Origin of the sequence: Pseudomonas sp. MM227, assembly GCF_947090715.1 — a bacterium.
GTDB classification, from domain to species: Bacteria; Pseudomonadota; Gammaproteobacteria; order Pseudomonadales; family Pseudomonadaceae; genus Aquipseudomonas; species Aquipseudomonas baltica.
The window spans coordinates 289,035-311,670 of sequence record NZ_OX352319.1; the positions used below are offsets into that span (position 1 = coordinate 289,035).

The 22,636-nt window shown below is 63.9% G+C and carries 27 protein-coding genes; 11 read left to right on the forward strand and 16 right to left on the reverse strand.

The window, feature by feature from the left end:
- Nucleotides 1–19 precede the first annotated feature (19 nt).
- The gene (locus ONG87_RS01275; RefSeq protein ID WP_192055887.1) at nucleotides 20–364 is read left to right on the forward strand and encodes a multidrug transporter; all 345 of its coding nucleotides are present in this window, start codon (nucleotides 20–22) and stop codon (nucleotides 362–364) included.
- 34 nt (nucleotides 365–398) lie between these two features.
- Here ONG87_RS01275 and ONG87_RS01280 read toward each other — a convergent pair whose 3' ends face one another.
- Nucleotides 399–650 carry a YfhL family 4Fe-4S dicluster ferredoxin gene (locus tag ONG87_RS01280; RefSeq protein WP_043191560.1) on the reverse strand — a complete coding sequence of 84 codons (252 nt, stop codon included), beginning with the start codon at nucleotides 648–650 and terminating at the stop codon, nucleotides 399–401.
- Nucleotides 651–751: 101 nt separating this feature from the next.
- Nucleotides 752–1,234 (reverse strand): pantetheine-phosphate adenylyltransferase, encoded by a 483-nt coding sequence (gene coaD, locus ONG87_RS01285; protein WP_122480527.1) that lies wholly within the window; start codon nucleotides 1,232–1,234, stop codon nucleotides 752–754.
- 268 nt (nucleotides 1,235–1,502) lie between these two features.
- Here coaD and ONG87_RS01290 point away from each other — a divergent pair, with 268 nt between their 5' ends.
- Nucleotides 1,503–2,357: a sulfurtransferase gene (locus ONG87_RS01290; protein ID WP_122480526.1), complete on the forward strand. Its 855-nt coding sequence runs from the start codon at nucleotides 1,503–1,505 to the stop codon at nucleotides 2,355–2,357.
- Here the strand turns inward: ONG87_RS01290 and ONG87_RS01295 are convergent.
- The 4 genes from ONG87_RS01295 to ONG87_RS01310 are packed head-to-tail and all read right to left on the reverse strand — an operon-like array spanning nucleotide 2,320 to nucleotide 6,786.
- Complete coding sequence (locus tag ONG87_RS01295; protein WP_264382074.1) at nucleotides 2,320–3,351, reverse strand: hydrolase; 1,032 nt, start codon at nucleotides 3,349–3,351, stop codon at nucleotides 2,320–2,322. The genes ONG87_RS01290 and ONG87_RS01295 overlap by 38 nt on opposite strands.
- A gap of 24 nt (nucleotides 3,352–3,375) precedes the next feature.
- The gene (rsmD, locus tag ONG87_RS01300) at nucleotides 3,376–3,963 is read right to left on the reverse strand and encodes a 16S rRNA (guanine(966)-N(2))-methyltransferase RsmD (protein WP_122480524.1); all 588 of its coding nucleotides are present in this window, start codon (nucleotides 3,961–3,963) and stop codon (nucleotides 3,376–3,378) included.
- Entirely contained in the window at nucleotides 3,963–5,372 is a 1,410-nt protein-coding gene (locus ONG87_RS01305; protein WP_367400473.1) for a M16 family metallopeptidase, read from the reverse strand. The genes rsmD and ONG87_RS01305 overlap by 1 nt, the downstream gene beginning before the upstream one ends.
- Before the next feature lie 58 nt (nucleotides 5,373–5,430).
- Nucleotides 5,431–6,786, reverse strand: coding sequence for a pitrilysin family protein (locus ONG87_RS01310; protein ID WP_264382076.1), 1,356 nt, complete (start codon nucleotides 6,784–6,786; stop codon nucleotides 5,431–5,433).
- A gap of 232 nt (nucleotides 6,787–7,018) precedes the next feature.
- On the opposite strand from ONG87_RS01310, the gene ftsY reads away from it, so the two are divergent.
- The 4 genes from ftsY to rpoH all read left to right on the forward strand — a co-directional run bounded on the left by ftsY (nucleotide 7,019) and on the right by rpoH (nucleotide 11,196).
- The gene (gene ftsY / locus ONG87_RS01315; protein ID WP_264382077.1) at nucleotides 7,019–8,491 is read left to right on the forward strand and encodes a signal recognition particle-docking protein FtsY; all 1,473 of its coding nucleotides are present in this window, start codon (nucleotides 7,019–7,021) and stop codon (nucleotides 8,489–8,491) included.
- A complete protein-coding gene (gene ftsE / locus ONG87_RS01320; RefSeq protein ID WP_122480520.1) occupies nucleotides 8,488–9,159 on the forward strand; it encodes a cell division ATP-binding protein FtsE in 672 nt (223 codons plus the stop codon). Before ftsY ends, ftsE begins: the two co-directional genes overlap by 4 nt.
- Nucleotides 9,156–10,187, forward strand: a complete 1,032-nt coding sequence (gene ftsX, locus ONG87_RS01325) for a permease-like cell division protein FtsX (RefSeq protein ID WP_122714503.1) — start codon at nucleotides 9,156–9,158, stop codon at nucleotides 10,185–10,187. The genes ftsE and ftsX overlap by 4 nt, the downstream gene beginning before the upstream one ends.
- A 154-nt stretch (nucleotides 10,188–10,341) precedes the next feature.
- Nucleotides 10,342–11,196, forward strand: coding sequence for an RNA polymerase sigma factor RpoH (gene rpoH, locus ONG87_RS01330; protein ID WP_043191535.1), 855 nt, complete (start codon nucleotides 10,342–10,344; stop codon nucleotides 11,194–11,196).
- A gap of 104 nt (nucleotides 11,197–11,300) precedes the next feature.
- Here the strand turns inward: rpoH and mtgA are convergent, their stop codons facing one another.
- The gene (gene mtgA, locus ONG87_RS01335; RefSeq protein WP_122480672.1) at nucleotides 11,301–12,023 is read right to left on the reverse strand and encodes a monofunctional biosynthetic peptidoglycan transglycosylase; all 723 of its coding nucleotides are present in this window, start codon (nucleotides 12,021–12,023) and stop codon (nucleotides 11,301–11,303) included.
- Between the two features lie 79 nt (nucleotides 12,024–12,102).
- Between mtgA and ONG87_RS01340 the strand changes: the two genes are divergently transcribed.
- The 4 genes from ONG87_RS01340 to trmB all read left to right on the forward strand — a co-directional run bounded on the left by ONG87_RS01340 (nucleotide 12,103) and on the right by trmB (nucleotide 14,341).
- Nucleotides 12,103–12,474 carry a DUF423 domain-containing protein gene (locus ONG87_RS01340; protein WP_122480518.1) on the forward strand — a complete coding sequence of 124 codons (372 nt, stop codon included), beginning with the start codon at nucleotides 12,103–12,105 and terminating at the stop codon, nucleotides 12,472–12,474.
- A gap of 70 nt (nucleotides 12,475–12,544) precedes the next feature.
- Nucleotides 12,545–12,760 carry a sulfur carrier protein ThiS gene (thiS, locus tag ONG87_RS01345; protein WP_342030363.1) on the forward strand — a complete coding sequence of 72 codons (216 nt, stop codon included), beginning with the start codon at nucleotides 12,545–12,547 and terminating at the stop codon, nucleotides 12,758–12,760.
- Between the two features lie 54 nt (nucleotides 12,761–12,814).
- Nucleotides 12,815–13,609 (forward strand): thiazole synthase, encoded by a 795-nt coding sequence (locus ONG87_RS01350; RefSeq protein WP_122480517.1) that lies wholly within the window; start codon nucleotides 12,815–12,817, stop codon nucleotides 13,607–13,609.
- 9 nt (nucleotides 13,610–13,618) lie between these two features.
- Nucleotides 13,619–14,341, forward strand: a complete 723-nt coding sequence (gene trmB / locus ONG87_RS01355; protein WP_122714505.1) for a tRNA (guanosine(46)-N7)-methyltransferase TrmB — start codon at nucleotides 13,619–13,621, stop codon at nucleotides 14,339–14,341.
- A 10-nt stretch (nucleotides 14,342–14,351) separates the two neighbouring features.
- Here the strand turns inward: trmB and ONG87_RS01360 are convergent, their stop codons facing one another.
- The 8 genes from ONG87_RS01360 to ONG87_RS01395 form a co-directional block, all read right to left on the reverse strand.
- Nucleotides 14,352–14,675 carry a DUF3392 domain-containing protein gene (locus ONG87_RS01360; RefSeq protein ID WP_122480515.1) on the reverse strand — a complete coding sequence of 108 codons (324 nt, stop codon included), beginning with the start codon at nucleotides 14,673–14,675 and terminating at the stop codon, nucleotides 14,352–14,354.
- An 11-nt stretch (nucleotides 14,676–14,686) separates the two neighbouring features.
- Nucleotides 14,687–15,874: a radical SAM family heme chaperone HemW gene (gene hemW, locus ONG87_RS01365; protein ID WP_192055874.1), complete on the reverse strand. Its 1,188-nt coding sequence runs from the start codon at nucleotides 15,872–15,874 to the stop codon at nucleotides 14,687–14,689.
- Nucleotides 15,871–16,467: an RdgB/HAM1 family non-canonical purine NTP pyrophosphatase gene (gene rdgB, locus ONG87_RS01370; RefSeq protein ID WP_192102823.1), complete on the reverse strand. Its 597-nt coding sequence runs from the start codon at nucleotides 16,465–16,467 to the stop codon at nucleotides 15,871–15,873. The genes hemW and rdgB overlap by 4 nt, the downstream gene beginning before the upstream one ends.
- A 112-nt stretch (nucleotides 16,468–16,579) precedes the next feature.
- Complete coding sequence (gene metW / locus ONG87_RS01375) at nucleotides 16,580–17,200, reverse strand: methionine biosynthesis protein MetW (protein ID WP_043191520.1); 621 nt, start codon at nucleotides 17,198–17,200, stop codon at nucleotides 16,580–16,582.
- Between the two features lie 7 nt (nucleotides 17,201–17,207).
- On the reverse strand, nucleotides 17,208–18,347 hold the full coding sequence (locus ONG87_RS01380; RefSeq protein WP_122480513.1) for a homoserine O-acetyltransferase: 1,140 nt from the start codon (nucleotides 18,345–18,347) through the stop codon (nucleotides 17,208–17,210).
- Nucleotides 18,348–18,499: 152 nt separating this feature from the next.
- Nucleotides 18,500–19,090, reverse strand: a complete 591-nt coding sequence (locus tag ONG87_RS01385) for a YggT family protein (protein ID WP_122480512.1) — start codon at nucleotides 19,088–19,090, stop codon at nucleotides 18,500–18,502.
- A 21-nt stretch (nucleotides 19,091–19,111) separates the two neighbouring features.
- Nucleotides 19,112–19,933 carry a pyrroline-5-carboxylate reductase gene (gene proC, locus ONG87_RS01390; protein WP_122480511.1) on the reverse strand — a complete coding sequence of 274 codons (822 nt, stop codon included), beginning with the start codon at nucleotides 19,931–19,933 and terminating at the stop codon, nucleotides 19,112–19,114.
- Complete coding sequence (locus ONG87_RS01395) at nucleotides 19,930–20,670, reverse strand: YggS family pyridoxal phosphate-dependent enzyme (protein ID WP_264382078.1); 741 nt, start codon at nucleotides 20,668–20,670, stop codon at nucleotides 19,930–19,932. The genes proC and ONG87_RS01395 overlap by 4 nt, the downstream gene beginning before the upstream one ends.
- Before the next feature lie 66 nt (nucleotides 20,671–20,736).
- On the opposite strand from ONG87_RS01395, the gene ONG87_RS01400 reads away from it, so the two are divergent.
- On the forward strand, nucleotides 20,737–21,771 hold the full coding sequence (locus tag ONG87_RS01400; protein ID WP_122480509.1) for a type IV pilus twitching motility protein PilT: 1,035 nt from the start codon (nucleotides 20,737–20,739) through the stop codon (nucleotides 21,769–21,771).
- Between the two features lie 121 nt (nucleotides 21,772–21,892).
- Here ONG87_RS01400 and ONG87_RS01405 read toward each other — a convergent pair whose 3' ends face one another.
- Entirely contained in the window at nucleotides 21,893–22,528 is a 636-nt protein-coding gene (locus tag ONG87_RS01405) for a C40 family peptidase (protein ID WP_122480508.1), read from the reverse strand.
- Nucleotides 22,529–22,636 lie beyond the last annotated feature (108 nt).

Below are 22,636 nucleotides of genomic sequence, written 5' to 3' on the forward strand. Positions count from 1 at the left end.
TGAGCAGAAGGATTGTGCCATGAACCTGTTTCGAACCCTGTCGCTGGCGCTGGTCGTCAGTTTCGGCCTGCACGTCGTGCCGGCCACTGCCGCCGATTCGAGCATGAGCACGAGCAGCGGTGACCCGACCTACCAGATCCAGAATCCGCCGGCCTATGCCATGATCGGCGATCTGCTGATCGCGCGGCCGCTGCTGGTGGCCGCCACTATCGTGGGCGCGGGGCTATTCGTGATCGCATTGCCGTTCACCGCCGCCGGTGGCAATGTCGGCGCCAGCGGCAAGGCCTTGGTGGTCGATCCGGGCCGGGCCGCCTTCGTGCGTTGCCTGGGCTGCACGAACAGCGGCTACGGCAACCGCGACTGAGCATGCCGCTGGCGCATCTGCCAGCGCGCTGGAATCAATGCTTGCCGGTGATCTGCTTGTACTTGGCCATCAGCTGTTCCTGGGATTCAGGATGCGCTTCGTCCAGCGGTATGCAATCCACCGGGCAGACCTGCTGGCACTGTGGCTCGTCGTAGTGGCCTACGCACTGGGTACACAGGTTGGGATCGATCACGTAGATCTCTTCCCCCTGGGAAATGGCAGCGTTCGGGCACTCGGGTTCGCAGACGTCGCAGTTGATGCAATCGTCGGTGATGATAAGGGACATGAAGACTCCGGCCCGAGACAACGGCCCAGGCATGTGAAAACCAATGGGCGCAATTGTGCCGCATTAGCGCCCGTAGTGCACGCGGGCGCTACCTTTGCCGGCTACTTGTTGCTGAAGCGCAGGGTGAGCGCCTCGGCCACGGCCGGGTGGACGAACTTGGTGATGTCTCCACCCAGGGCCGCAATTTCCCGCACCAGCGTCGACGAAATGAAGGAATAGCGTTCCGAAGGGGTAAGGAACAGGCTTTCCACGTCCGGGGCCAGTTGCCGGTTCATGTTGGCCAGCTGGAACTCGTATTCGAAATCGGACACCGCCCGCAGGCCGCGCAGCAACACGTTGGCGTTCTGCTCCTTGGCAAAGTGCGCGAGCAGGGTCGAGAAGCCCACGACCTCGACGTTCGGCAGGTGCCGCGTCACTTCGCGGGCCAACTCCACCCGTTGCTCGAGGGCGAACAGGGGGTTTTTCTTGGGGCTCGCGGCGACCGCGATGATCACGTGATCGAACAGGCGCGAGGCGCGTTCGACCAGATCACCGTGACCCTTGGTGATAGGGTCGAAGGTACCTGGGTACAACACTCGGTTCATCACGGCGTCCTGGCGGGAATCTGTTGGGGAATGCGATGGTATCGCAGCCGGAGAGGTGGGCCAAGCCTGCATCCATGGCGCAATGCAAGCAGGATCGCCTGTGGCACGCTGTCGCGGTGGTCGACCGCTCGTTGTACGATGGCCGCCAGCCCCGACGCGCCGCGCGAACGGGTGTGCCGACTGCTACAGTGATTCATGCCGCGATCGATTTTGCCCGAGCTTTTCCAGCTGCGCGCAGGTCCATCATTCATCCCCGCCGGAGTCCTTCATGCCCCTCGCGCAACTGATCAGCCCGCAAGCGCTCGCCGAACATATCGATTCCCCCGGATGGGTCCTGCTCGACTGCCGCTACAGCCTGGAAGACGCCGATTACGGCCAGCGCAGCTATGCCGAGGGCCACATCGCCGGTGCCTGTTTCGCCGACCTGGGCCGTGACCTCAGCGCCCCGGCGGTCAGGGGCGTCACCGGGCGTCATCCGCTGCCCGAGCCTGGACAGTTGCAGGAACGGCTGCAGCGTTGGGGCATCGGTGCAGACAGTCGGGTGGTTCTCTACGATGACGGGCCGGGTGCCTATGCGGCACGTGCGTGGTGGCTGCTAACCTGGCTGGGCAAGCGCGACGGCGTCTTCCTTCTCGACGGCGGGCTGGCGGCGTGGCACGCCGCCGGACTGCCTTTGAGTCTGGATGCAGCGTCCACCGAGCCAGGCGATTTCATTGCAGCGCCCGACGACGAGCGTGTGGTCGATGCGGCCCAGCTGCAGGCGCGCCTGCAAGCGCCCGGGTTGACCTTGTTGGACGCACGCGCATTGCCCAGGTTTCTGGGCGAGGTCGAACCCATCGACCCTGTGGCAGGGCATATTCCCGGCGCACAGTGCGCAGCCTTTACCGAGAACCTGGGGCCCGATGGGCGCTTTCTCCCTGTGCAACAGTTGCGTGAGCGGTTCGATGCTCAACTCAAGGGCCGTCCTGTGGAACAGGCCGTGGCCTACTGCGGCTCGGGCGTCACCGCCTGCCACAACCTGTTCGCCATGGCCCTGGCGGGCTACCCGTTGGCGACGCTGTATCCAGGCTCCTGGAGCGACTGGATCACCGACCCGCAGCGGCCCGTGCAGAAGGGGCCATGAACTCGATCCACTGGTTCAGCCACTGCGGTATGCGCCGTTCCAGGTAATAGCCGGGCTGGCGCAGGCTGCCATCGACGAAGCCGACGTGTCCGCCCCGCGCATGCAGCTCGAACTCGATGCAGGGCGACATTTCTTCGGCGGTGGGCAGGCTGTGGGCAAACACGAACGGATCGTCCTTGGCCTGGATGATCAGCGTGGGTTTGGCGACGCCGCCCAGGTAGTAGCGACTCGACGAGCGGCGATAGTAGTCCTGGGCATCCTTGAAGCCGTGCAGCGGAGCCGTGACCTGCCCGTCGAAATCCCAGAAGGTCCTGATGCCCTGCAGCGAGCCCAGCGCTTCGAGCGCGGCCAGTCCCTCGTGCTGCCCCTCGTGCTGGAAGCGGCTGCGCTTGTCGGTCAGGTAGCCGAGCATGGCGCGCATGAAATGCGCCTGGTACACCCTGGAAAAGCCCTGGGTCATGCGGTCGGCACACTGGTCCAGGCGAAACGGCACCGATACCGCCACCGCGGCCTGCAATGGGCTGTTCGCTCCGCTTTCACCCAGGTGCTTGAGCAGGATGTTGCCACCCAGTGAATAACCGACGGCGTAAAGCGGCGCCAGGGGTCGTTGCCTGCCCAGGTGGTCGAGTACGTGCAGCAAGTCTTCGCTGGCGCCGGAATGGTAGCTGCGCGCCAACAGGTTGGGCTCGCCGGAGCAGCCGCGCCAGTTGACGGCCACGCTTGCGCAACCGTGCAGCCCCAACTGCCGTTGCAGGCCGGCGACGTAGGGCGAGTTGGATGATCCGGTCAGGCCGTGCAATACCAGCACCAGTGGCGCATGGGGTGCGTGTGGGCCGTGCCAATCGAGGTCGACGAAGTCGCCGTCCTCCAGCCACAGGCGTTCGCGCTCGCGCGCCAGTGCCGGTTGCTTGCGCCACAAAGGGCCCCACAGCGTCTGTAGATGCGGGTTGCCCAGCCCAAGGGCCGGGCGGAAGCTGGGGTGCGTTGGGTTCAACGTGGCTGCCTTGGCAAGCCTGTGTCAGCCACGCTGCCACAGGGAGTAGTAAACCTGTCCGGCTTTCTTCTCGCGGTGCAGGCGCCATGTTGCCGGCATCTGCAGCGCAGAGGGCGGTGCCTCGCTCTCCGTGTAGATCCAGGCCCGCGCGGCCAGCCAGCCTTTGTCTTCAAGCAGTGTGCAGGTGGCTGGCAGCAGGTTCTGGTGGAAAGGGGGGTCGAGGAACACCAGGTCGAATGCGCTTGGGGTCTGGGTTTCCAGGTACTTGAGCGCGTCGCTTTGCAGCAGTTGGCCGACGGCACACCCGAGCAGGTCGAGATTTTGCCGAAGGCTGGAAATGGCACTGGCATTGGCATCCAGTGCCAGTGCCATGCTGGCGCCGCGCGACAGCGCTTCGAGGTACAAAGCGCCGCTGCCGGTGAAGGCGTCCAGCACCTTGGCACCTTCGATGTGCGCTGCCAGCCAGTTGAACAGTGTTTCACGCACCCGATCCGGGGTAGGGCGCAGACCGGGCGCTTCCGGGAAGCTCAGTTTGCGGCTGCGCCACTGGCCGCCAATGATGCGCAGGTGGCCTTGGCCACTATGGAGTTGCTTGGTTTTGACGCTGGCCATCAGTGCTCCGGTACGCCGAGCGGTTGCTCATTGGGTGTGTCCGTAGGGGCCGGCAACGGTTGCTGCGCAACCTTGGGGCCAGCCGTGACGATCACCAGTTTATCGGCATCCAGATGTTTGTTCATCGCAGCTTTCACCTGCTCCACGGTCAGCGCCTGGGATTGCTGCAGGAAGTCTTCCATCCAGGTCAGCGGCATGTCGTAGAAACCGGTGGCGCCCAGTTGCGCGACGATGCTCGCGTTGCTGGCATTGGACAGCGGGAAGCTGCCGGCTTGTTCGCGTTTGGCGTTGTCCAATTCTTCCTGGGTGGGGCCGGTCTTGAGGTAATCGCGCAGGATGTCCTGCACCAGCTTCAAGGTGCCGTCGCCGAGCTCGGCACGGGTCTGCAGGTTGATCAGGAACGGACCGCGCACCTGCATCGGCGTGAAGCCCGAGTACACCCCATAGGTCAGCCCGCGTTTTTCCCGGACCTCGCTCATCAGGCGGGTACCGAAGGAACCGCCGCCCAGGATCTGGTTGCCGATGGACAGCGCGGCGAAATCCGGGTCCTTGCGGTCGATGCCCAGCTGCGCAATGAACATCTGCGTCTGCTTGGACGGGAAGTCGATATGGGTCACACCGGCTGCGGGCGCGGCTGGTTGCGCCGGCTTGGCCAGCGCAGGGCCCTTGGGCAGGGCGCTGGATACCTGTGCGGCGATCTGCTCGGCTTCGCCGCGCGACAGGTCGCCGACGATGGCGATCACCGCGTTGCCTGCAGCATAGGCACGTTGATGGAAGGCCCGCAGCTGCTCGATGCTCAGGCTCGGCAGGCTCTTGGCGTCGCCCTCGCTGGGGTGCGCATACGGATGGCTGCCATACAGCTGCGTGAACAGCTCGTTGCTGGCCAGCTTGGCAGGGTTCTGCTTCTGGAATTCGAAGCTGGCGAGCAGTTGGTTCTTGATGCGTACCAGGGCGTCTGCCGGGAAGGTCGGTTTGCCGACGACATCGGCGAACAGCTTGAGGGCAGGGGTGCGCTTGTCGGTATCGCTGAGGCTGCGAAGCGACGCGACGGCCATGTCACGATAGGCGCCGTTGGAAAAGTCCGCGCCCAGGCCTTCGAAGCCCTGGGCGATGGCGCTGACGTCCTTGCCGGCCACGCCTTCGTTGAGCATGGCATTGGTCAGCACGGCGATGCCGGGATGGTTCTGATCCTGGCTGCTGCCGGCGGCGAAGGTAAGCCGCAGGTCGAACATCGGCAGCTCGTGGGCCTCGACGAACAGGACCTTGGCACCTTCGGCGGTTTTCCAGCTTTGAATGTCGAGGCGGCGATGGCTGGGTGCGGTGTTGCCCAGCTCGCTCACCGATTGCAGGCCGCGCGCGGGTTGGCCAGCGCCGGTGGCGTCCGCAGCCTGGACGGCGAAAGTGGCCAGGCAGCCGACTAGCACCAGAAGGGTCGAGCCAGCCAGGAGGCGACGGGGGGTGGTGAGCTCACTCATGAGCGGCTTCCTCTGGCAGAACGTGGGCGATACTCAAGCGATCGCGGGTGAAATAGGTGCGTGCGGCGCTCTGGATGTCCTGCGGCGTCACGCTCTTGAGGTCTTCGAGTTCGCTGTCCATGAGTTTCCACGACAACCCCACGGTTTCGAGCATGCCGATGGTGGTGGCCTGGCTGCTGATGGAGTCGCGGCTGTAGACCAGGTCGGCGATGACCTGAGCGCGCACGCGCTCCAGCTCGTCGGCCGAGGGCGGCGTGGTCTTGAGCTCGTCGAGCAGTTTCCAGAGGCCTTTCTCGACATCGGCGAGGGTTTTTTTCTTCTGCGCATTGGGCGTCGCGGAAATGAAGAACAGACTGTCGCCGCGGGTGAAGGCATCGTACCGGGCGCCGCCGCTGGAGATCAGTTCCTCGCCGCGTTCGAGGCGTGTGGCCATGCGCGCGCTGTAGCCGCCGTCGAGCAGTGCGGAAATCAGCCGCAGGGCCTGGACGTCGCGCGGCTTGTCGGCAGTGGCCAGGGCTGGGACGTTGAAGCCGTACAGCAGGCTCGGCAGTTGAGTGCGGACATGCAATGTGGCCAGGCGCTGGCCGGGGTTGGCCAGTTCCAGCGGGATCTTCGCCGGTGGGGTGGGGCGCCGGGCGATGTCGCCGAAGAAACGTTGCGCCAGGGCCTTGACCTCGTCTGGCTTGACGTCGCCTACCACCACCAGGGTGGCGTTGTTGGGCACGTACCAGGCCTGGTACCAATGGCGCAGCTCTTCGACCTTCATGCGTTCCAGGTCGGCCATCCAGCCGATGGTGGGCGTGTGGTAGCCACTGGCCGGGAAGGCCATGGCCTTGAAGATCTCGTACGCCTTGGCGCTGGGCTTGTCGTCCGTGCGCAGGCGGCGTTCTTCCTTGATGACTTCGATTTCCCGAGCGAATTCTTCGGCGGGCAGGCTGAGGCTGGCCATGCGGTCGGCTTCGAGGTCGAACGCCACGGCCAGGCGGTCCTTGGCCAGCACTTCGTAATAGGCGGTGTAGTCGTCGCTGGTGAAGGCGTTTTCTTCGGCGCCGAGGTCGCGCAGGATGCGCGAGCCTTCGCCGGGGCCCAGTTTGTCGGTGCCCTTGAACATCATGTGTTCAAGGGCGTGGGACAGGCCGGTCTGGCCTGGGGTTTCGTAGCTGGAGCCGACCTTGTACCAGATCTGGGAAACCACCACCGGGGCGCGGTGATCCTCGCGCACGACGACCTTGAGGCCGTTGTCCAGGGTGAATTCGTGCGTGGGCTGTGTATCGGCGGCAAAAGCCGCCAAAGGCAGGCTGAGCGTGCAGAGCAGCAGGCCTGCGGCGCGGCGGGCGAGGACATTCATGGGATTCAGAACCTTGAGAGCTGCCCGCGTGGCCTTAGCGTCTACGGGCGAGGAGGTGCTAGGATACTGATCCGGTTCGCTGGGGGCCATGCCTGGAAGGCATGAACCTGCCCGGGCAACTCGACAAAATGTTGCGCGTGAACGAGCCGGCGTAAAAGCAGTCTGTGTTGCGTCTTCGAATTTTTTCCGACTCGCCGCCTGGCGCGTCGCTACCTTGAGATAGCCGTCTTCCATGTTTGGTTCCAACGACGACAAAAAGACCCCGGCCCCGGCCGGTGAAAAGAAAGGCCTGTTCGGATGGCTGCGCAAGAAGCCGCAGACACCTGTCGCCGAACAGCCGCCAGCCCCTGCCGCCCAGGATCTGCCTGCAGCAGCCGACGCCGCTGCCGAGGCGATCCCGCAAGCTTCCGTGGAAGCTGCAGTGGCGCTCGCACCGGAGCCGGTTCTGGCGCCGCAGGCCGAGCCCGCTGCCGCACCGGTCGAGCAGCCTGCCCCGCACGGCCTGGTGCTCCCGGTTCCCGAGGAGCCCGTGGCGCTGGTCGAGGACGATGCCCCGCAAACGCCGCCGGTCATCGCTCCGCGGCCGGAAGCGCCGGCCCCGGTGGCCGTCGAGCCTGCTCATGTTCCTGTTTCGCCACCAGCGCCTGCAGCGCCCGGCGCGCCAGCCCCGGTACCTGCGCCACCGCTGCCCGTACCCGTGGCAACCGTCGCTGCGCCCCGTGTCGAAGCGCCGACGCCTGCCGTTGCTGCCGCGCAACCTCCAGGGCAGACCAAGACCGGCTTCTTCGCCCGCCTCAAGCAGGGCCTGGCCAAGACCAGCGCCAGCCTTGGCGAAGGCATGGCCAGCCTGTTTCTGGGCAACAAGATCATTGATGACGACCTGCTCGAAGAGCTGGAAACCCGCCTGCTGACCGCCGATGTCGGCGTCGAGGCCACGTCGGTGATCATCCAGAGCCTGACCCGCAGGGTGGCACGCAAGGAACTGACCGATGCCGCCGCCTTGTACAAGGCTTTGCAAAGCGAGCTGACCGCCCTGCTGCGGCCGGTCGAGCAGCCGTTGGTGATCAGGGCCGAGCACCAGCCGTTCGTGATTCTGGTGGTGGGCGTCAACGGCGCCGGCAAGACCACCACCATCGGCAAGCTGGCCAAGAAGCTGCAGCTCGAAGGCAAGAAGGTCATGCTGGCGGCGGGTGACACGTTCCGTGCCGCAGCCGTCGAGCAGTTGCAGGTGTGGGGCGAGCGCAACAATATCCCGGTCATCGCCCAGCACACCGGTGCCGATTCCGCCTCGGTGATCTTCGACGCCGTGCAGGCCGCCAAGTCGCGCGGCATCGATGTCCTGATCGCCGACACTGCAGGTCGTCTGCACACCAAGGACAACCTGATGGAAGAGCTGAAGAAGGTCCGTCGGGTGATGGGCAAGCTCGACGAGCAGGCGCCGCACGAAGTGCTGCTGGTGCTCGATGCCGGTACCGGGCAGAACGCGATCAACCAGGCCAAGCAGTTCAACCAGACCGTGGCCCTGACCGGCCTGGCCCTGACCAAGCTCGACGGCACCGCCAAGGGCGGGGTGATCTTCGCGCTGGCCAAGCAGTTCGGCCTGCCCATTCGCTACATCGGCGTGGGCGAGGGCATCGACGACCTGCGTACCTTCGAGGCAGAACCCTTCGTCCAGGCCTTGTTCGCCGAGCGGGAGCCTTCATGATTCGATTCGAACAGGTTGCCAAGCGCTACCCCAACGGCCATGTCGGTCTGCATGAACTGAGCTTTCGGGTGCGGCGTGGCGAATTCCTGTTCGTTACCGGTCATTCGGGCGCGGGCAAAAGTACCTTGCTGCGCCTGCTGCTGGCGATGGAACGGCCCACCAGCGGCAAGCTGCTGCTGGCCGGCCAGGACCTGGGGCAGATCACCAATGCGCAGATCCCGTTCCTGCGCCGCCAGATCGGCGTGGTGTTCCAGAATCACCAACTGCTGTTCGACCGTACGGTGTTCAACAACATCGCCTTGCCGCTGCAGATTCTCGGCTTGAGCAAGCCGGAAATCGCCAAGAAGGTCGATTCGGCGCTCGAGCGCGTGGCATTGGCGGACAAGGCCGACCTGTACCCCGGCGACTTGTCGACGGGCCAGCAACAGCGCGTGGGCATTGCCCGGGCCATCGTCCATCAGCCAGCCTTGCTGCTCGCCGATGAACCCACCGGCAACCTCGACCCGCGTCTGGCGGCCGAGATCATGGGGGTCTTCGAAGACATCAACCGGCTAGGCACCAGCGTGCTGATTGCCAGCCACGATCTGGCGCTGATCGCGCGCATGCGTCATCGCATGTTGACGCTGCAGCGCGGACGCCTGATCGGTGACGGAGAGGCAGGACAATGAGTGCGACACGCAGCCCCAAGGTCGCGGACCGGGTAGCGCCCAAAGGCGGCGAACCAACACCGCAGAAGCCGAAGAAACGCCAGCGTGACGAAGACGACGGGCCGCCGTTCAGCAGCTTGCTGCGCGCCTGGGTCGAAAGCCATCGCGCCAGTTGGGTCGACAGCCTGCGCCGTCTGGGCAAGCAGCCGATCGGCAGCTTCTTTACCTGCCTGGTCATGGCCGTGGCCTTGAGCTTGCCCATGGGCCTGTCCCTGCTGCTCAAGAACGTCGAGCGGCTGGGCGGTTCGTGGCAGCGCGCGGCGCAAATTTCGCTGTACCTGGAACTCGATGCCGGCGAGCGCGAGGGCCAGGCCCTGGTGACGCAGATCAAGGGGCTGTCGGGCGTGGCGCAGGCCGAGTTCATCAGTCGCGAGCAGGCGCTGGGCGAGTTTCAGCAGCAGTCCGGGCTGGGCGAGGCGCTCAAGGAGCTGCCCGAGAACCCACTGCCCGGCGTAGTGGTGGTCACCCCGCTGGAAATCGACAAGGCCGCTCTGGAAACCCTGCGCCAGCAACTCGCCGAACTGCCCAAGGTGCAGCAGGCGCAGCTGGACCTGGTATGGGTGGAGCGCCTGGCTGCGATTCTCAAGTTGGGCGACCGGTTCGTGTTCGGCCTGACCCTGCTGCTGGTGTCGGCGTTGCTGCTGGTGATCGGCAACACCATTCGTCTGCACATCGAGAACCGGCGCATCGAAATCGAGGTCATCAAACTGGTGGGGGGCACGGACAGCTACGTGCGTCGACCTTTCCTGTACATGGGGGCGCTGTACGGCTTCGGTGCAGGCATTTTTGCCTGGGGCATCCTGGCCTTCGGCCTGGATTGGCTCAATGATGCGGTCACCGGGCTTTCCGGCTTGTACGGCAGTGACTTCGCCTTGGGTGGGGTTCCCGTCGCCGACGGTTTGTCGCTCTTGCTAGGCGCGGTATTGTTAGGGTATATCGGTGCGTGGATTGCGGTCTGGCGGCACCTGCGCGAACTGGCGCCGCGTTAGCCTGCAACAGATATGTGTGCTGTGTGAACGTGTATTCAAGTTAACTTTATTGTCATTGGCCGTTAAAGCGTCATAGGGAACTTGTCCACTGGTTTCCGGTCAATTTTTCGCAGTGCCCACGGGCACGAGTCATGTGAGTCGGAGGTTTTTTCGTATGACCACTTCTTTGCAACCTGCTTATGCGCTGGTGCCGGGTGCGAACCTGGAAGCCTATGTGCACACGGTGAACAGCATTCCCTTGCTGACACCCGAGCAGGAGCGTGAACTGGCCGAGAGTCTCTACTATGAGCAGGATCTTGGAGCGGCTCGGCAGATGGTGCTCGCTCACCTGCGTTTCGTCGTGCATATCGCGCGCAGCTATTCGGGCTACGGCCTGGCTCAAGCCGACCTTATCCAGGAAGGCAACGTCGGCCTGATGAAGGCCGTGAAGCGTTTCAACCCGGAAATGGGTGTGCGCCTGGTGTCGTTCGCCGTGCACTGGATCAAGGCTGAAATTCACGAGTTCATTCTGCGCAACTGGCGCATCGTCAAGGTGGCGACCACCAAGGCGCAGCGCAAGCTGTTCTTCAATCTGCGCAGCCAGAAGAAGCGTCTGGCCTGGCTGAACAACGAGGAAGTGCACCGCGTGGCCGAAAGCCTCGGTGTGGAGCCGCGTGAAGTCCGCGAGATGGAAAGCCGTCTGACCGGCCATGACATGGCCTTCGATCCGGCTGCCGAAGCAGACGACGACAGTGCGTTCCAGTCCCCGGCGAACTATCTGGAAGACCATCGCTACGACCCGGCGCGCCAACTCGAAGACGCCGATTGGAGCGACAACTCCAACACCAACCTGCACGAAGCCCTGCAGGTGCTGGACGATCGCAGCCGTGACATTCTCTACCAGCGCTGGCTGGCCGAGGAAAAGGCGACGTTGCACGAGCTGGCCGAGAAGTACAACGTGTCGGCCGAGCGCATTCGTCAGCTGGAAAAGAGCGCGATGAACAAGCTGAAGGTTTCGATCGCGGCTTGATGTGATGTGTTGAATTGAAAAGCCCCGACTGGTTCGGGGCTTTTTGTTGCCTGGCAGGAAGTCTTTGCGGGAGAGGGCTTGCCGCACTCTCACACAGACGTGGCCTAATCCGCCCAGGGCGCCGGGCGCGGCATGTTGAGGCGCAGCAGATAGTCATGCCCGCCGAGTTGGCCCATTTGCTGGCGGATCCAGCCCGCGCGGCGAGCCACGTAAGGGCTGGGCCGGCTGGCGCTCCAGTTGCGCGGGTTGGGCAGCACGGCGGCCAGCAGGCTGGCTTGCTGGCGGGACAGTTGAGCCGCGCCCACGCCGAAATGGTGCCGCGCGGCCGCCTCGGCGCCGAACACCCCGTCATCCCATTCCGCACTGTTGAGGTACACCTCGAGGATGCGCTGCTTGGACCAGAACATCTCGATCAGACCGGTGAACCACGCCTCCAGGCCTTTGCGCAACCAGCTGCGGCCCGACCATAGAAATACGTTCTTCGCCACCTGCTGGCTCAGAGTGCTGGCACCGCGCAGCGAGCCACCTTCTTCGTTGTGCGCAAACGCTGCACGAATGGCGGCGATGTCGAAGCCCCAATGCTCGGCGAAACGTTGATCTTCGCCGGCGATCACCGCCACCTTGAGATCGTCGGCGATGTTCGCCCAGGGTTGCCAATCGCGCTGCAGGTCGATCGGCTGGCCGTCGATCAGGGATTCGATCTTGCGTTCGGCCATGAGCATGGTGCCCGGCGGTGGAATGAAGCGAAAGATCACCACCACGGCCACGCTTGCGGCGACGAACCAGAGCAGGGTCTTGCACAGACGGCGGAAGAAGGATTGCAGCATGAAGGGCTTGGCCTGGCCGAGTGAGCGGGCCATTATACAGACCCTGCAGTGCAACACGGCTTTATGAGGACACACCTGGATGCTGCGTACGTTCATGATGCTGGCTGCGTTCTTCGGCTTTACCGGTGTGGCGCTCGGCGCCTTCGCCGCCCACGGTTTGAAGAACCGCCTGAGCGCCGAGTATCTGGCCATTTTCCAGACCGGCGTCAGCTACCAACTTATCCACACATTGGCGTTGTTCGGGGTCGCGCTGCTCAGCGTCCATGTGCCAGGGCGCCTGGTGGGCTGGGCGGGCGCGCTGTTCTGTCTGGGTATCGTGTTGTTCTCGGGCAGCCTGTATCTGTTGACCCTGACCGGCGTCAGCAAGCTGGGTATCGTGACCCCGTTCGGCGGCCTGGCCCTGCTCGCCGGTTGGCTGTGCCTGGGTATGGTCGCCTGGCGCCTGGGCTGATCGCGCGGGTGGTCGGCTTGGCCTTGGGAATCCTCGGCGATCGGGCTAGAATGGCGACCCCCAAAAAATGATGGCTGCCGACCGCATGCGCATTCAATTGAACGGCGACCCTTTCGAACTTCCCGACGGCGAAACCGTTGCCGGGCTGCTGGTCCGTCTCGAGCTGGTCGGCCGCCGCGTGGCCGTCGAGCTGAACCAGGACATCGTCCCGCGCAGCCAGCACGGTGACACCGTACTGGGCGAGGGCGACCAGATCGAAGTGGTTCACGCCATCGGCGGCGGCTGATCGAGTCGCCGGCACCTTCCACGTTCGTATCTTTACCTCAGCAGAGGAATTCCGATGAGCAATGCTCGCATTGACAAGCCATTCACCTTGGCCGGTCGCACCTTCGAGTCGCGCCTTCTGGTCGGCACCGGCAAGTACCGCGACCTCGAGCAGACGCGCCTGGCCATCGAAGCCTCGGGCGCCCAGATCGTCACGGTCGCCGTGCGCCGTACCAATATCGGCCAGAACCCCGGCGAGCCGAACCTGCTCGACGTGCTGCCGCCGGATCGCTACACCATTCTGCCCAACACCGCCGGTTGCTACGACGCCGTGGAGGCGGTGCGCACCTGTCGCCTGGCCCGCGAGCTGCTCGATGGCCACAACCTGGTCAAGCTGGAAGTGCTGGCCGACCAGAAGACCCTGTTCCCCAACGTGATCGAAACCCTCAAGGCCGCCGAAGTGCTGGTCAAGGACGGTTTCGACGTGATGGTCTACACCAGCGACGATCCGATCATCGCTCGCCAGCTGGCCGAGATCGGCTGCATCGCGGTCATGCCGCTGGCTGGCTTGATCGGCACTGGCCTGGGTATCTGCAACCCGTACAACCTGCAGATCATCCTGGAAGAAGCCAAGGTCCCGGTACTGGTCGATGCCGGCGTGGGTACCGCGTCCGACGCGACCATTGCCATGGAACTGGGCTGTGAAGCGGTGCTGATGAACTCGGCCATCGCCCACGCGCAGGATCCGATCATGATGGGCGCGGCCATGAAGCACGCCATCATTGCCGGGCGCATGGCCTATCTGGCCGGGCGCATGCCGAAAAAACTCTATGCCAGCGCCTCTTCGCCGCTGGATGGCCTGATCAAGTAAGAGCCCCCGATGACTGACTCGCAAGAAACGCCAACGTCCAACGAAGGCGAACCGCGCCAGCACCGCGCGATCAAGAGCTTCGTGATGCGCGCCGGACGCATGACCGAAGGCCAGCAGCGTGGCCTGGACCAGGGCAAGCCGCTGTTCGTGCTGCCACTGACCGATGAACCGGCCGACTTCGACCAGGTGTTCGGTCGCAGTGCGCCGCGCACCCTGGAGATCGGCTTCGGCATGGGCCACTCGCTGCTCGAGATGGCAGCGGCCTCGCCGGAGCTGGATTTCATCGGTGTTGAAGTACACCGGCCTGGCGTTGGCGCGCTGCTCAACGGCGTCCTGACCCAGGGTCTGAAAAACCTGCGGGTCTACGACTGCGATGCCATCGAAGTGCTCAAGCAGTGCGTTGCCGACAACAGCCTGGATCGCCTGCTGCTGTTTTTCCCGGACCCATGGCACAAGGCGCGCCACCACAAGCGGCGCATCGTCCAGCCGGCGTTCGCCGAACTGGTTCGCAGCAAGCTGAAAGTCGGTGGTGTGCTGCACATGGCGACCGATTGGGAACCCTATGCCGAGTACATGCTGGAAGTCATGAACGTGGCGCCCGGTTACCGTAACCAGGCGGCCGATGGCGGTTGCGTACCGCGTCCGGCCGAGCGGCCGGTGACCAAGTTCGAACGCCGCGGCGAGCGGCTGGGGCATGGGGTGTGGGATCTGAAGTTCGAGAAGGTCGATTGAGGCTCACGCATCACTTGCGGTCAGCGACGATCCCCAGCAGCACCAACACCACCAACAGCACCGGCGCCAGGCTGTAGTTGTTGAACTGGCTCAACCCCTTCAGCACCCAGGGCGTGGCATAGATCAAGGCCGCGCCACTGCCGATCACGCACATCAAGGCGATCAGGGGCACTCGCAGCATGCCCGAGAGCGAGCCCAGGCGGCCCTCGGCCCACGCCTTCACATCGGCGCCGAACAGCACCAGCACACAGCCCACCAAGGCCAGGGAGATCTCCGAAAGGTTGCCTCGGCCCCAGCGGGACACGGTGGCGAGCAGATCGAGCACGAAATCCATCAGGACAATCCTTATACCAGGAAGTATTGCAGCAGGTCGTTGAGGAACAACTGCCCGCGGGCAGTGGCGACCAGACGCGTCGGTTCGACCTGTAAAAGGCCCTTTTGTTCGGCGTTGGCGCGTGCCGTCGCCAGTGACTGCAGGGACAGGCCGGTGCGTTGCGCGAACAGCCCGGCGTCGACGCCCTGGGTGAGGCGCAGCGCGTTCATCAGGAACTCGAAGGGCAACTCGTCTGCGGCTAAGGCCTTCTCGCCGGCCTTGAATGGTTTGGCGGGGTTCAGGTAATCCTTGGGCAGGCGGGTTTTCCAGGTACGCACGATGCGTCCATCAGGGTGGCTCAGCTTGCCGTGGGCACCGGCGCCGATGCCGATGAAGTCGCCGAAGCTCCAGTAGTTGAGGTTGTGCCGCGCTGCCTTGCCTGGCCTGGCATAGGCCGACACTTCGTACTGGCCGAAGCCATGCTCGGCCAGCAGGGCCTGACCGGCCTCCTGGATGTCCCAGAGAATATCGTCCTCGGGCAGCACGGGTGGCTGGTTCCAGAACACCGTGTTGGGTTCCAGGGTCAGCTGGTACCAGGACAGGTGCGTGGGCGCCAGGGCAATGGCCTGGCGCAGATCATCCAGTGCCTCTTCCAGGGACTGATCGGGCAGGCCGTGCATCAGGTCCAGGTTGAAGTTGTCGAAACCAGCGCGGCGCGCCATTTCGGCAGCGCGTAAGGCTTCGTCACCGGTGTGGATGCGGCCCAGCGCCTCGAGCTTCTGCGGCTGGAAGCTCTGGATGCCGATGGACAGGCGGTTGATCCCCAGCTTGCGATAGGCGACGAACTTGTCCTGTTCGAAGGTCCCGGGGTTGGCCTCCAGGGTGATCTCGATGTCGGGCGCGAAGGCGATGCGTTGCTCGACGCCGGCCAGCAGTCTGCCCAGGGCGGCCGCGCTGAACAGGCTGGGCGTACCGCCGCCGAAGAAGATCGAACTCAGCGGGCGTCCGTAGACCGCGGGCAAGTCCTGGTCCAGGTCGGCCAGCAGGGCGTCGACGTATTCTTCTTCAGGCAGAACCGGGCTGGCGGTGTGGGAATTGAAGTCGCAGTACGGGCATTTGCGCACGCACCAGGGGATGTGGATGTACAGCGCCAGGGGCGGCAATTGCGCCAGCGCCTGGTCGGGACGCGGTGCCGGCGGATAAAGCAGTTGGTCGTTCATGCAAGGCTCAGGCGTTGGCGCAGCAAGGCCATGGCACGGGCGCGGTGGCTCAGTTGGTTCTTTTGCGTAGGGTCGAGTTCGGCGCTTGAACAGTTGCGCTCGGGCACCCAGAACAACGGGTCGTAGCCGAATCCGTGAGCACCGCTGGCGGCGTGCAGGATGCGGCCGTGCCAGAGCCCTTCGCAGAGGATCGGCAGCGGGTCGTCGGCGTGCCGCACCAGGGCCAGCACACAGACGAACTGCGCACCGCGCGCCTCGTCGGGTACGCCCTGCAAGGCGTCGAGCAGCTTGGCATTGTTGGCGGCATCGCCCTGGCCATCGGCATAGCGCGCCGAATAGATGCCCGGGGCACCGCCGAGGAAGTCCACGGCCAGGCCGGAATCGTCCGCCAGTGCCGGCAGGCCGGACAGGCGCGCAGCGTTGCGTGCCTTGAGGATGGCGTTCTCGACGAACGACAGCCCGGTTTCCTCGGGCTCGACCTGGCTGAATTCGCCGACCGAGCGAAGTTGCACCGCACCGCCGAGCATGGCCTGCAGTTCCTTGAGCTTGCCGGCGTTATGGCTGGCGAGGACGAGTTGGGTGAAATTGATCATGGTTGTGAATGGGTTCCGAAGGGTTCAAAGAGCCAGTTCATGCAGTCTGTCTGATGTATCCAGTCGTCAGCTTCGCGGGCAGAGCCCGCTCCCACAGACCGCGAAAAGCCGTCTACACCGCCACCCGATGCTCCTGCAGACCGGGGCTGCTGACCCGGTAGATGCCGATCTCGCCCAGAAGGTTTGGCCAGATCTTGCTCGCCCACCCGTGGCGGTGCTGTTGATCCACCGCCAGGCGGTTGAGCACCTGCGCGCGACGCTCGCTGCACAGGGCCTCGAAGTCGGCAAAGGTGCAGAAGTGGATGTTCGGCGTGTTGTACCAGGTATAGGGCAGGAACTCGGACACCGGCATGTGGCCCTTGCTGGCCAGGTACCAACGGCAGCGCCAGTGGCCAAAATTGGGGAAGGTGATGATGCACTGGCGACCGACCCGCAGCATTTCGTCAAGAATGCGGTCAGGGTATTCCACGGCCTGCAGCGCCTGGGTCATGACCACGATGTCGAAGCTGTTGCTGGCGAAATTGCCCAGGCCTTTGTCCAGGTCCTGCTCGATGACGTTGATGCCCTTGCGCACGCATTCGGTGATGTTGTCCGCATCGATTTCCAGGCCATAGCCGGTGACCTGCTTGTGGTCGCGCAGCCAGGCGAGCAACTCGCCATTGCCACAGCCCAGGTCGAGCACGCGGCTGCCGGCAGGGATCCAGTCCTGGATGATTTCTAGGTCAGCTCTCATGGATGCCTCACAGTGCAATGCGGTTCATGTAGCTGCTGAACGCCTGCAGATACCGTGGAATGGGGATCAGGAAAGCGTCATGCCCCTGTGGCGCGTCGATTTCCAGGTAGCAGACGTCTTTCTTCGCGGCCATCAAGGCGTCGACCAGCTCGCGCGAGCGCGCTGGCGAAAAACGCCAGTCGGTGGTGAACGACATCACGCAGAACTTGGCCTGCACATGGGCGAACGTGGCGGCCAGATCATCGTCGTGAGCTGCGGCAGGGTCGAAGTAGTCCAGCGCCTTGGTCATCAGCAGGTAGGTATTGGCGTCGAAGCGACCGGAGAATTCCTCGCCCTGATAACGCAGGTAGCTTTCCACCTGGAATTCCACGCTGTGGAAATCGTAGTTGAGCTTTTCGCTCTTCAGGCCGCGGCCGAATTTCTCGCCCATCGAATCATCCGACAGGTACGTGATGTGCCCGACCATGCGCGCCAGCATCAGGCCGCGTTTGGGTATCACCCCGCGGGCCTGGAAATCACCGCCATGGAACTCGGGGTCGGACAGGATGGCCTGACGCGCCACCTCGTTGAAGGCGATGTTCTGTGCGCTGAGCTTGGGCGCCGAAGCGATTGCCAGGCAGTGACGAACGCGCTCGGGGTAGGTGATGGTCCACTGCAAGGCCTGCATGCCGCCCAGGCTGCCTCCAACCACCGCCGCCCACTGGGTGATTCCCAGGGCGTCTGCCAGGCAGGCCTGGCTGTGAACCCAGTCTTCGACGGTCAATACCGGGAAATCGGCGCCGAACGGTTTGCCGGTGTCGGGATCGATGCTGCTGGGCCCGGTGGAACCGTTGCAGCCGCCCAGATTGTTCAGGCTGACCACGAAGAAGCGGTTGGTATCGATGGGCTTGCCGGGACCGATGCAGCTGTCCCACCAACCCGGCTTGCGGTCGTCGGCGGAGTGGTAGCCGGCGGCGTGGTGATGGCCCGACAGCGCGTGGCAAATCAGCACCGCGTTGCTGGCACTGGCGTTGAGCTGGCCGTAAGTCTCGTAGATCAGGTCGTAGGCGGGCAGCGAGCGTCCGCAGGCCAGGGCCAGGGGTTCGCTGAAGTGGGCAATTTGTGGAACGACCAGACCGACGCAATCATCGGGAAAGACAGTGGACATCGACCCTGCTCACGCTTGAATGAGGCGTAAGTCTAAAGAGCGCGGGGCACAGGGGCAAGCAGCGCTTGGCGGGGTTGGAGGCACGCAGGCAGGGAGCGTTTGCCGCGTGCGTGAAAGCCCATCGGGACCTTCACGCAGGCGGCATGCGACGGTCAGATCAGCAGGCGCAGGATCTGCGGCATGCCGGTGCTCATGGCCAGGTTGTTGATGACCAGCATGTCCAGCAGTTTGAGTACCATGAAGGCCAGGATTGGCGAGATGTCCAGGCCACCCAGGTTGGGCAGGATGCGCCGGAACGGCGCCAGAGCCGGCTCGCAGATCTGGTTGACCAGCTCGGCACCCGGGTTGTGGCTCTGCGGCGCGACCCAGGAAAGGATCACGCTGATGATCATGGCGAAGAAGAAGATCTTCAGGAACAGCGCGGTCACCCCGATGATCGACCACACCAGCAACTGCAAGGGGTTGCCGGTGGTGCCGTAGGCGAGCAGCAAGGTCAGCGCCATGATGATCATCTGGATGACGATGGCCAGCAGCAGCGAGGACATGTCCAGCCCAAACAGGCTGGGGATGATCCGCCGCACCGGCTTGAGCAGCGGCTGCGTGGCGCGCACGATGAACTGGCACAGCGGATTGTAGAAGTCGGCACGCACCAGCTGCAGCACGAAGCGCAGCAGCATGATCAACAGATACAGGCTGCCCAGGGTTTGCACGACATAGATCGCCGCGGTATTGAGACCGTACATGAAAGCTCCTTGATGACCTGGTTATTGACCCAGCTGTTCGGCCAGCTCGGCCGAACGCCGAGCGGCGGCGTTCAGGGCGTTCTGCACCAGGGTTTCGAACCCTTCGGACTGGAATGACTTGATGGCCGCTTCGGTGGTACCGGCGGGTGAGGTGACGCGACGACGCAGTTCGGCAGCGTCGACCTCGCTGGCCACGGCCATGTGCGCGGCGCCCAGGGCGGTCTGCAGGGTCAGCCGGGCAGCCGTCTCGTGCGGCAGTCCGAGTTTTTCCCCGGCGGCGGTCATGGCTTCTATCAACAGAAAGAAGTAGGCCGGGCCGCTGCCGGACACGGCGGTGACCGCATCCAGCTGCTGTTCTTCATCCAGCCAAAGGGCCAGGCCGACCGCGCCCAGCAAGTCTTCGGCCTGCTGGCGTTGTTCGGCATTGACGTCGGCGGTGGCGTACAGGCCGCTGGTGCCCTGGCGCAAAAGCGCGGGGGTGTTGGGCATGCAGCGCACGATCGGCTGTTGCTCGCCGAGCCACGCCTGCAGGCTCGCGCAGTTGATGCCCGCGGCGATCGAAACCACCAACTGACCGGGTGCCAGGCTCGGTGCCAGCGATTGGCACACGTCCTTCATGCCTTGCGGCTTCACGGCCAGCACCACCACGTCGACCCCCTCGATGGCCTCGGCGTTGTCGGCGAACACCTCGATGCCATGTTCGGCCGCTACCTTGTCACGCTGTTCGGCGCCGCGGTCGCTGGCGCGGATGTGGCTGGCTTCGACACCCTGCGCGCGCAGGCCGCCGATCAGGCTGGCGGCCATGTTGCCGGCGCCGATGAAGGCAATACGAGTGTTGCTCATGAAGGATCCTTGCTCAAAGGTGAGGAGGCCACAGCGGTGTGCGCCGGGGAGGTGTCTTGGCCGTAGTTGCGCGCGCCGAACAGCGCCGTGCCGATGCGCACCCACGTGGCGCCCTGGGCGATGGCTGCCTCCAGATCGTGGCTCATGCCCATGGACAAGGTGTCCAGCGGCATTGGCAGATCCTGCTGCAGCGCATGCACGCGGGCAAAGGCAGCGTTCTGCAGGGCGATGTCATCGGTGGGCTCCGGTATGGCCATGAGGCCACGCAGGCGCAGGTTGGGCAGCGCGGCGATGGCGCTGGCCAGGGTGGCTACGTCGTCGGGATCGCAGCCGGACTTGCTGGCCTCGCCGCTGACATTGACCTGGATGCAGATGTTCAGGGGGCCAAGCGCGGCCGGGCGTTGTTCGCTGAGCCGTTGGGCGATCTTGAGGCGGTCCACGGAATGTACCCAGTCGAAGTGTTCGGCGATTGCGCGCGTCTTGTTCGATTGAATGGGGCCGATGAAGTGCCAGATCAAGGACAGGTCGGTGAGTTCCAGCTGTTTGCCCAGGGCTTCCTGCAGATAGTTTTCGCCGAAGTCACGGATGCCGGCGGCGAATGCCTCGCGCATGGCGGCGGCAGGCTTGGTCTTGCTGACCGCGAGCAGGCCGACTTGGCCGGGCTCGCGTTGCGCCTGTCGAGCAGCGGCTGCGATTCGGGCACTCACTTGCGAAATGTTGTCTGCTATCGTGGACATTGAATTCGTGCCGGCGGGTTTCAGGTCTGCGGCATTCTACCTGCTTGTCTGTATTTGGGGAGTCTCATGGACATTACCGAGCTGTTGGCCTTCAGTGCGAAACAAGGCGCATCCGACCTGCACCTGTCCGCAGGCCTGCCGCCGATGATTCGGGTGGATGGCGACGTGCGCCGTATCAACCTGCCGGCGCTGGACGACAAACAGGTCCAGGCGCTGATCTACGACATCATGAACGACAAGCAGCGCAAGGACTTCGAGGAGTTTCTGGAAACCGACTTTTCCTTCGAAGTGCCCGGTGTGGCGCGCTTTCGGGTCAACGCGTTCAACCAAAACCGCGGTGCCGGCGCAGTGTTTCGAACCATTCCGTCCAAGGTGCTGAGCATGGACGACCTGGGCATGGGAGATGTGTTTCGCAAGATTACCGAAGTGCCGCGCGGGCTGGTGCTGGTCACCGGGCCGACCGGGTCGGGCAAGTCGACTACCCTGGCGGCAATGATCGATTACCTCAACAGCAACAAGCACCATCACATCCTGACCGTGGAAGATCCGATCGAATTCGTCCACGAGTCGAAGAAGTGCCTGGTCAACCAGCGTGAAGTGCACCGCGACACCCTGGGGTTCTCCCACGCCTTGCGCTCGGCGTTGCGTGAGGACCCGGACGTGATCCTGGTGGGCGAAATGCGCGACCTGGAAACCATTCGGCTGGCGTTGACGGCGGCCGAGACCGGGCACCTGGTGTTCGGCACGCTGCACACCACGTCGGCGGCGAAGACCATCGACCGGGTGGTCGATGTGTTTCCGGCAGAGGAAAAGTCGATGGTGCGTTCAATGCTGTCCGAATCGCTGCAGGCAGTGATTTCCCAGACCTTGCTGAAGAAGATTGGCGGCGGGCGGGTGGCTGCGCACGAGATCATGATCGGCACCCCGGCGATTCGTAACCTCATCCGTGAAGACAAGGTCGCGCAGATGTACTCGTCGATCCAGACAGGTGGGTCGCTGGGCATGCAGACCTTGGACATGTGCCTGAAGAACCTGCTCGCCCAGGGCATCATCAGCCGCGACTCGGCCCGTGAAAAGGCCAAGTCCCCGGACAACTTCTGATCGGTGCATATCCCGCTGCACCGTGGCGTACGTTTCGCGGCCACTGGCCGCTCCTACAGAGAATGGCAGTCATCCGTAGGAGCGGTCCGTGGCCGCGAAGGGCACGTCGCGGAAAGAGGGATCAGCGCTGGACGATGCGCAGCGCCGGCTCTTTGGGCAGGACGCGCTTGGCGACGGCGTAGTGGGTGTTCCAGTACGGTTTCTTCAAGGTGTCGATGGTCACGGCCTTGCCACGACGCGGGGCATGGATAAAGCGGTCGTTGCCCAGGTAGATGGCGACGTGATTCACCTTGCGGCTCTTGATGTTGAAAAACACCAGGTCACCCGGCTTGAGGTCCTTGCGTTCAACCTTGACGCCGTGGCCCGCAGCCATGGCGTTGGACGTACGCGGCAGATCAACGGCTTTCACGTCGTTGAAGGCATACTTGACCAGGCCACTGCAGTCGAAACCCTTGCTCGGGCTGCTGCCGCCCCAGCGATAGGGGGTGCCAAGCACGTTGACCGCACGGCTGAGCACATCGCTGCTCTGCTTGGACGAGGCGCTGCCGACCTTGACCGCGGTAACCTTGGCCAATGCCTGGTTGTTGCTGGCAGGGCGGGTCACGACGATGCGTGGGGCGCGTTGCGATTGTTCGGTAGCGGACTGGGCGGTGTAGCCATTGAAGCCAGCGGGAAGTCGTTGCTCACGATTGGTGGCGTGGGCGGCCAGGGGCAATAATAGGCAGATGGTCAGCCATGTCTTGAAAAATGGACGCATTCGGCAGGGCTCATGTGGGTAGGCGCGCAACTTTATAACAGCTTTTTGTGTGGTTTTTAATCCGCTGGTCGAGGCACGCAGGTCGCAAATGGCACCAATCGGGCGCAG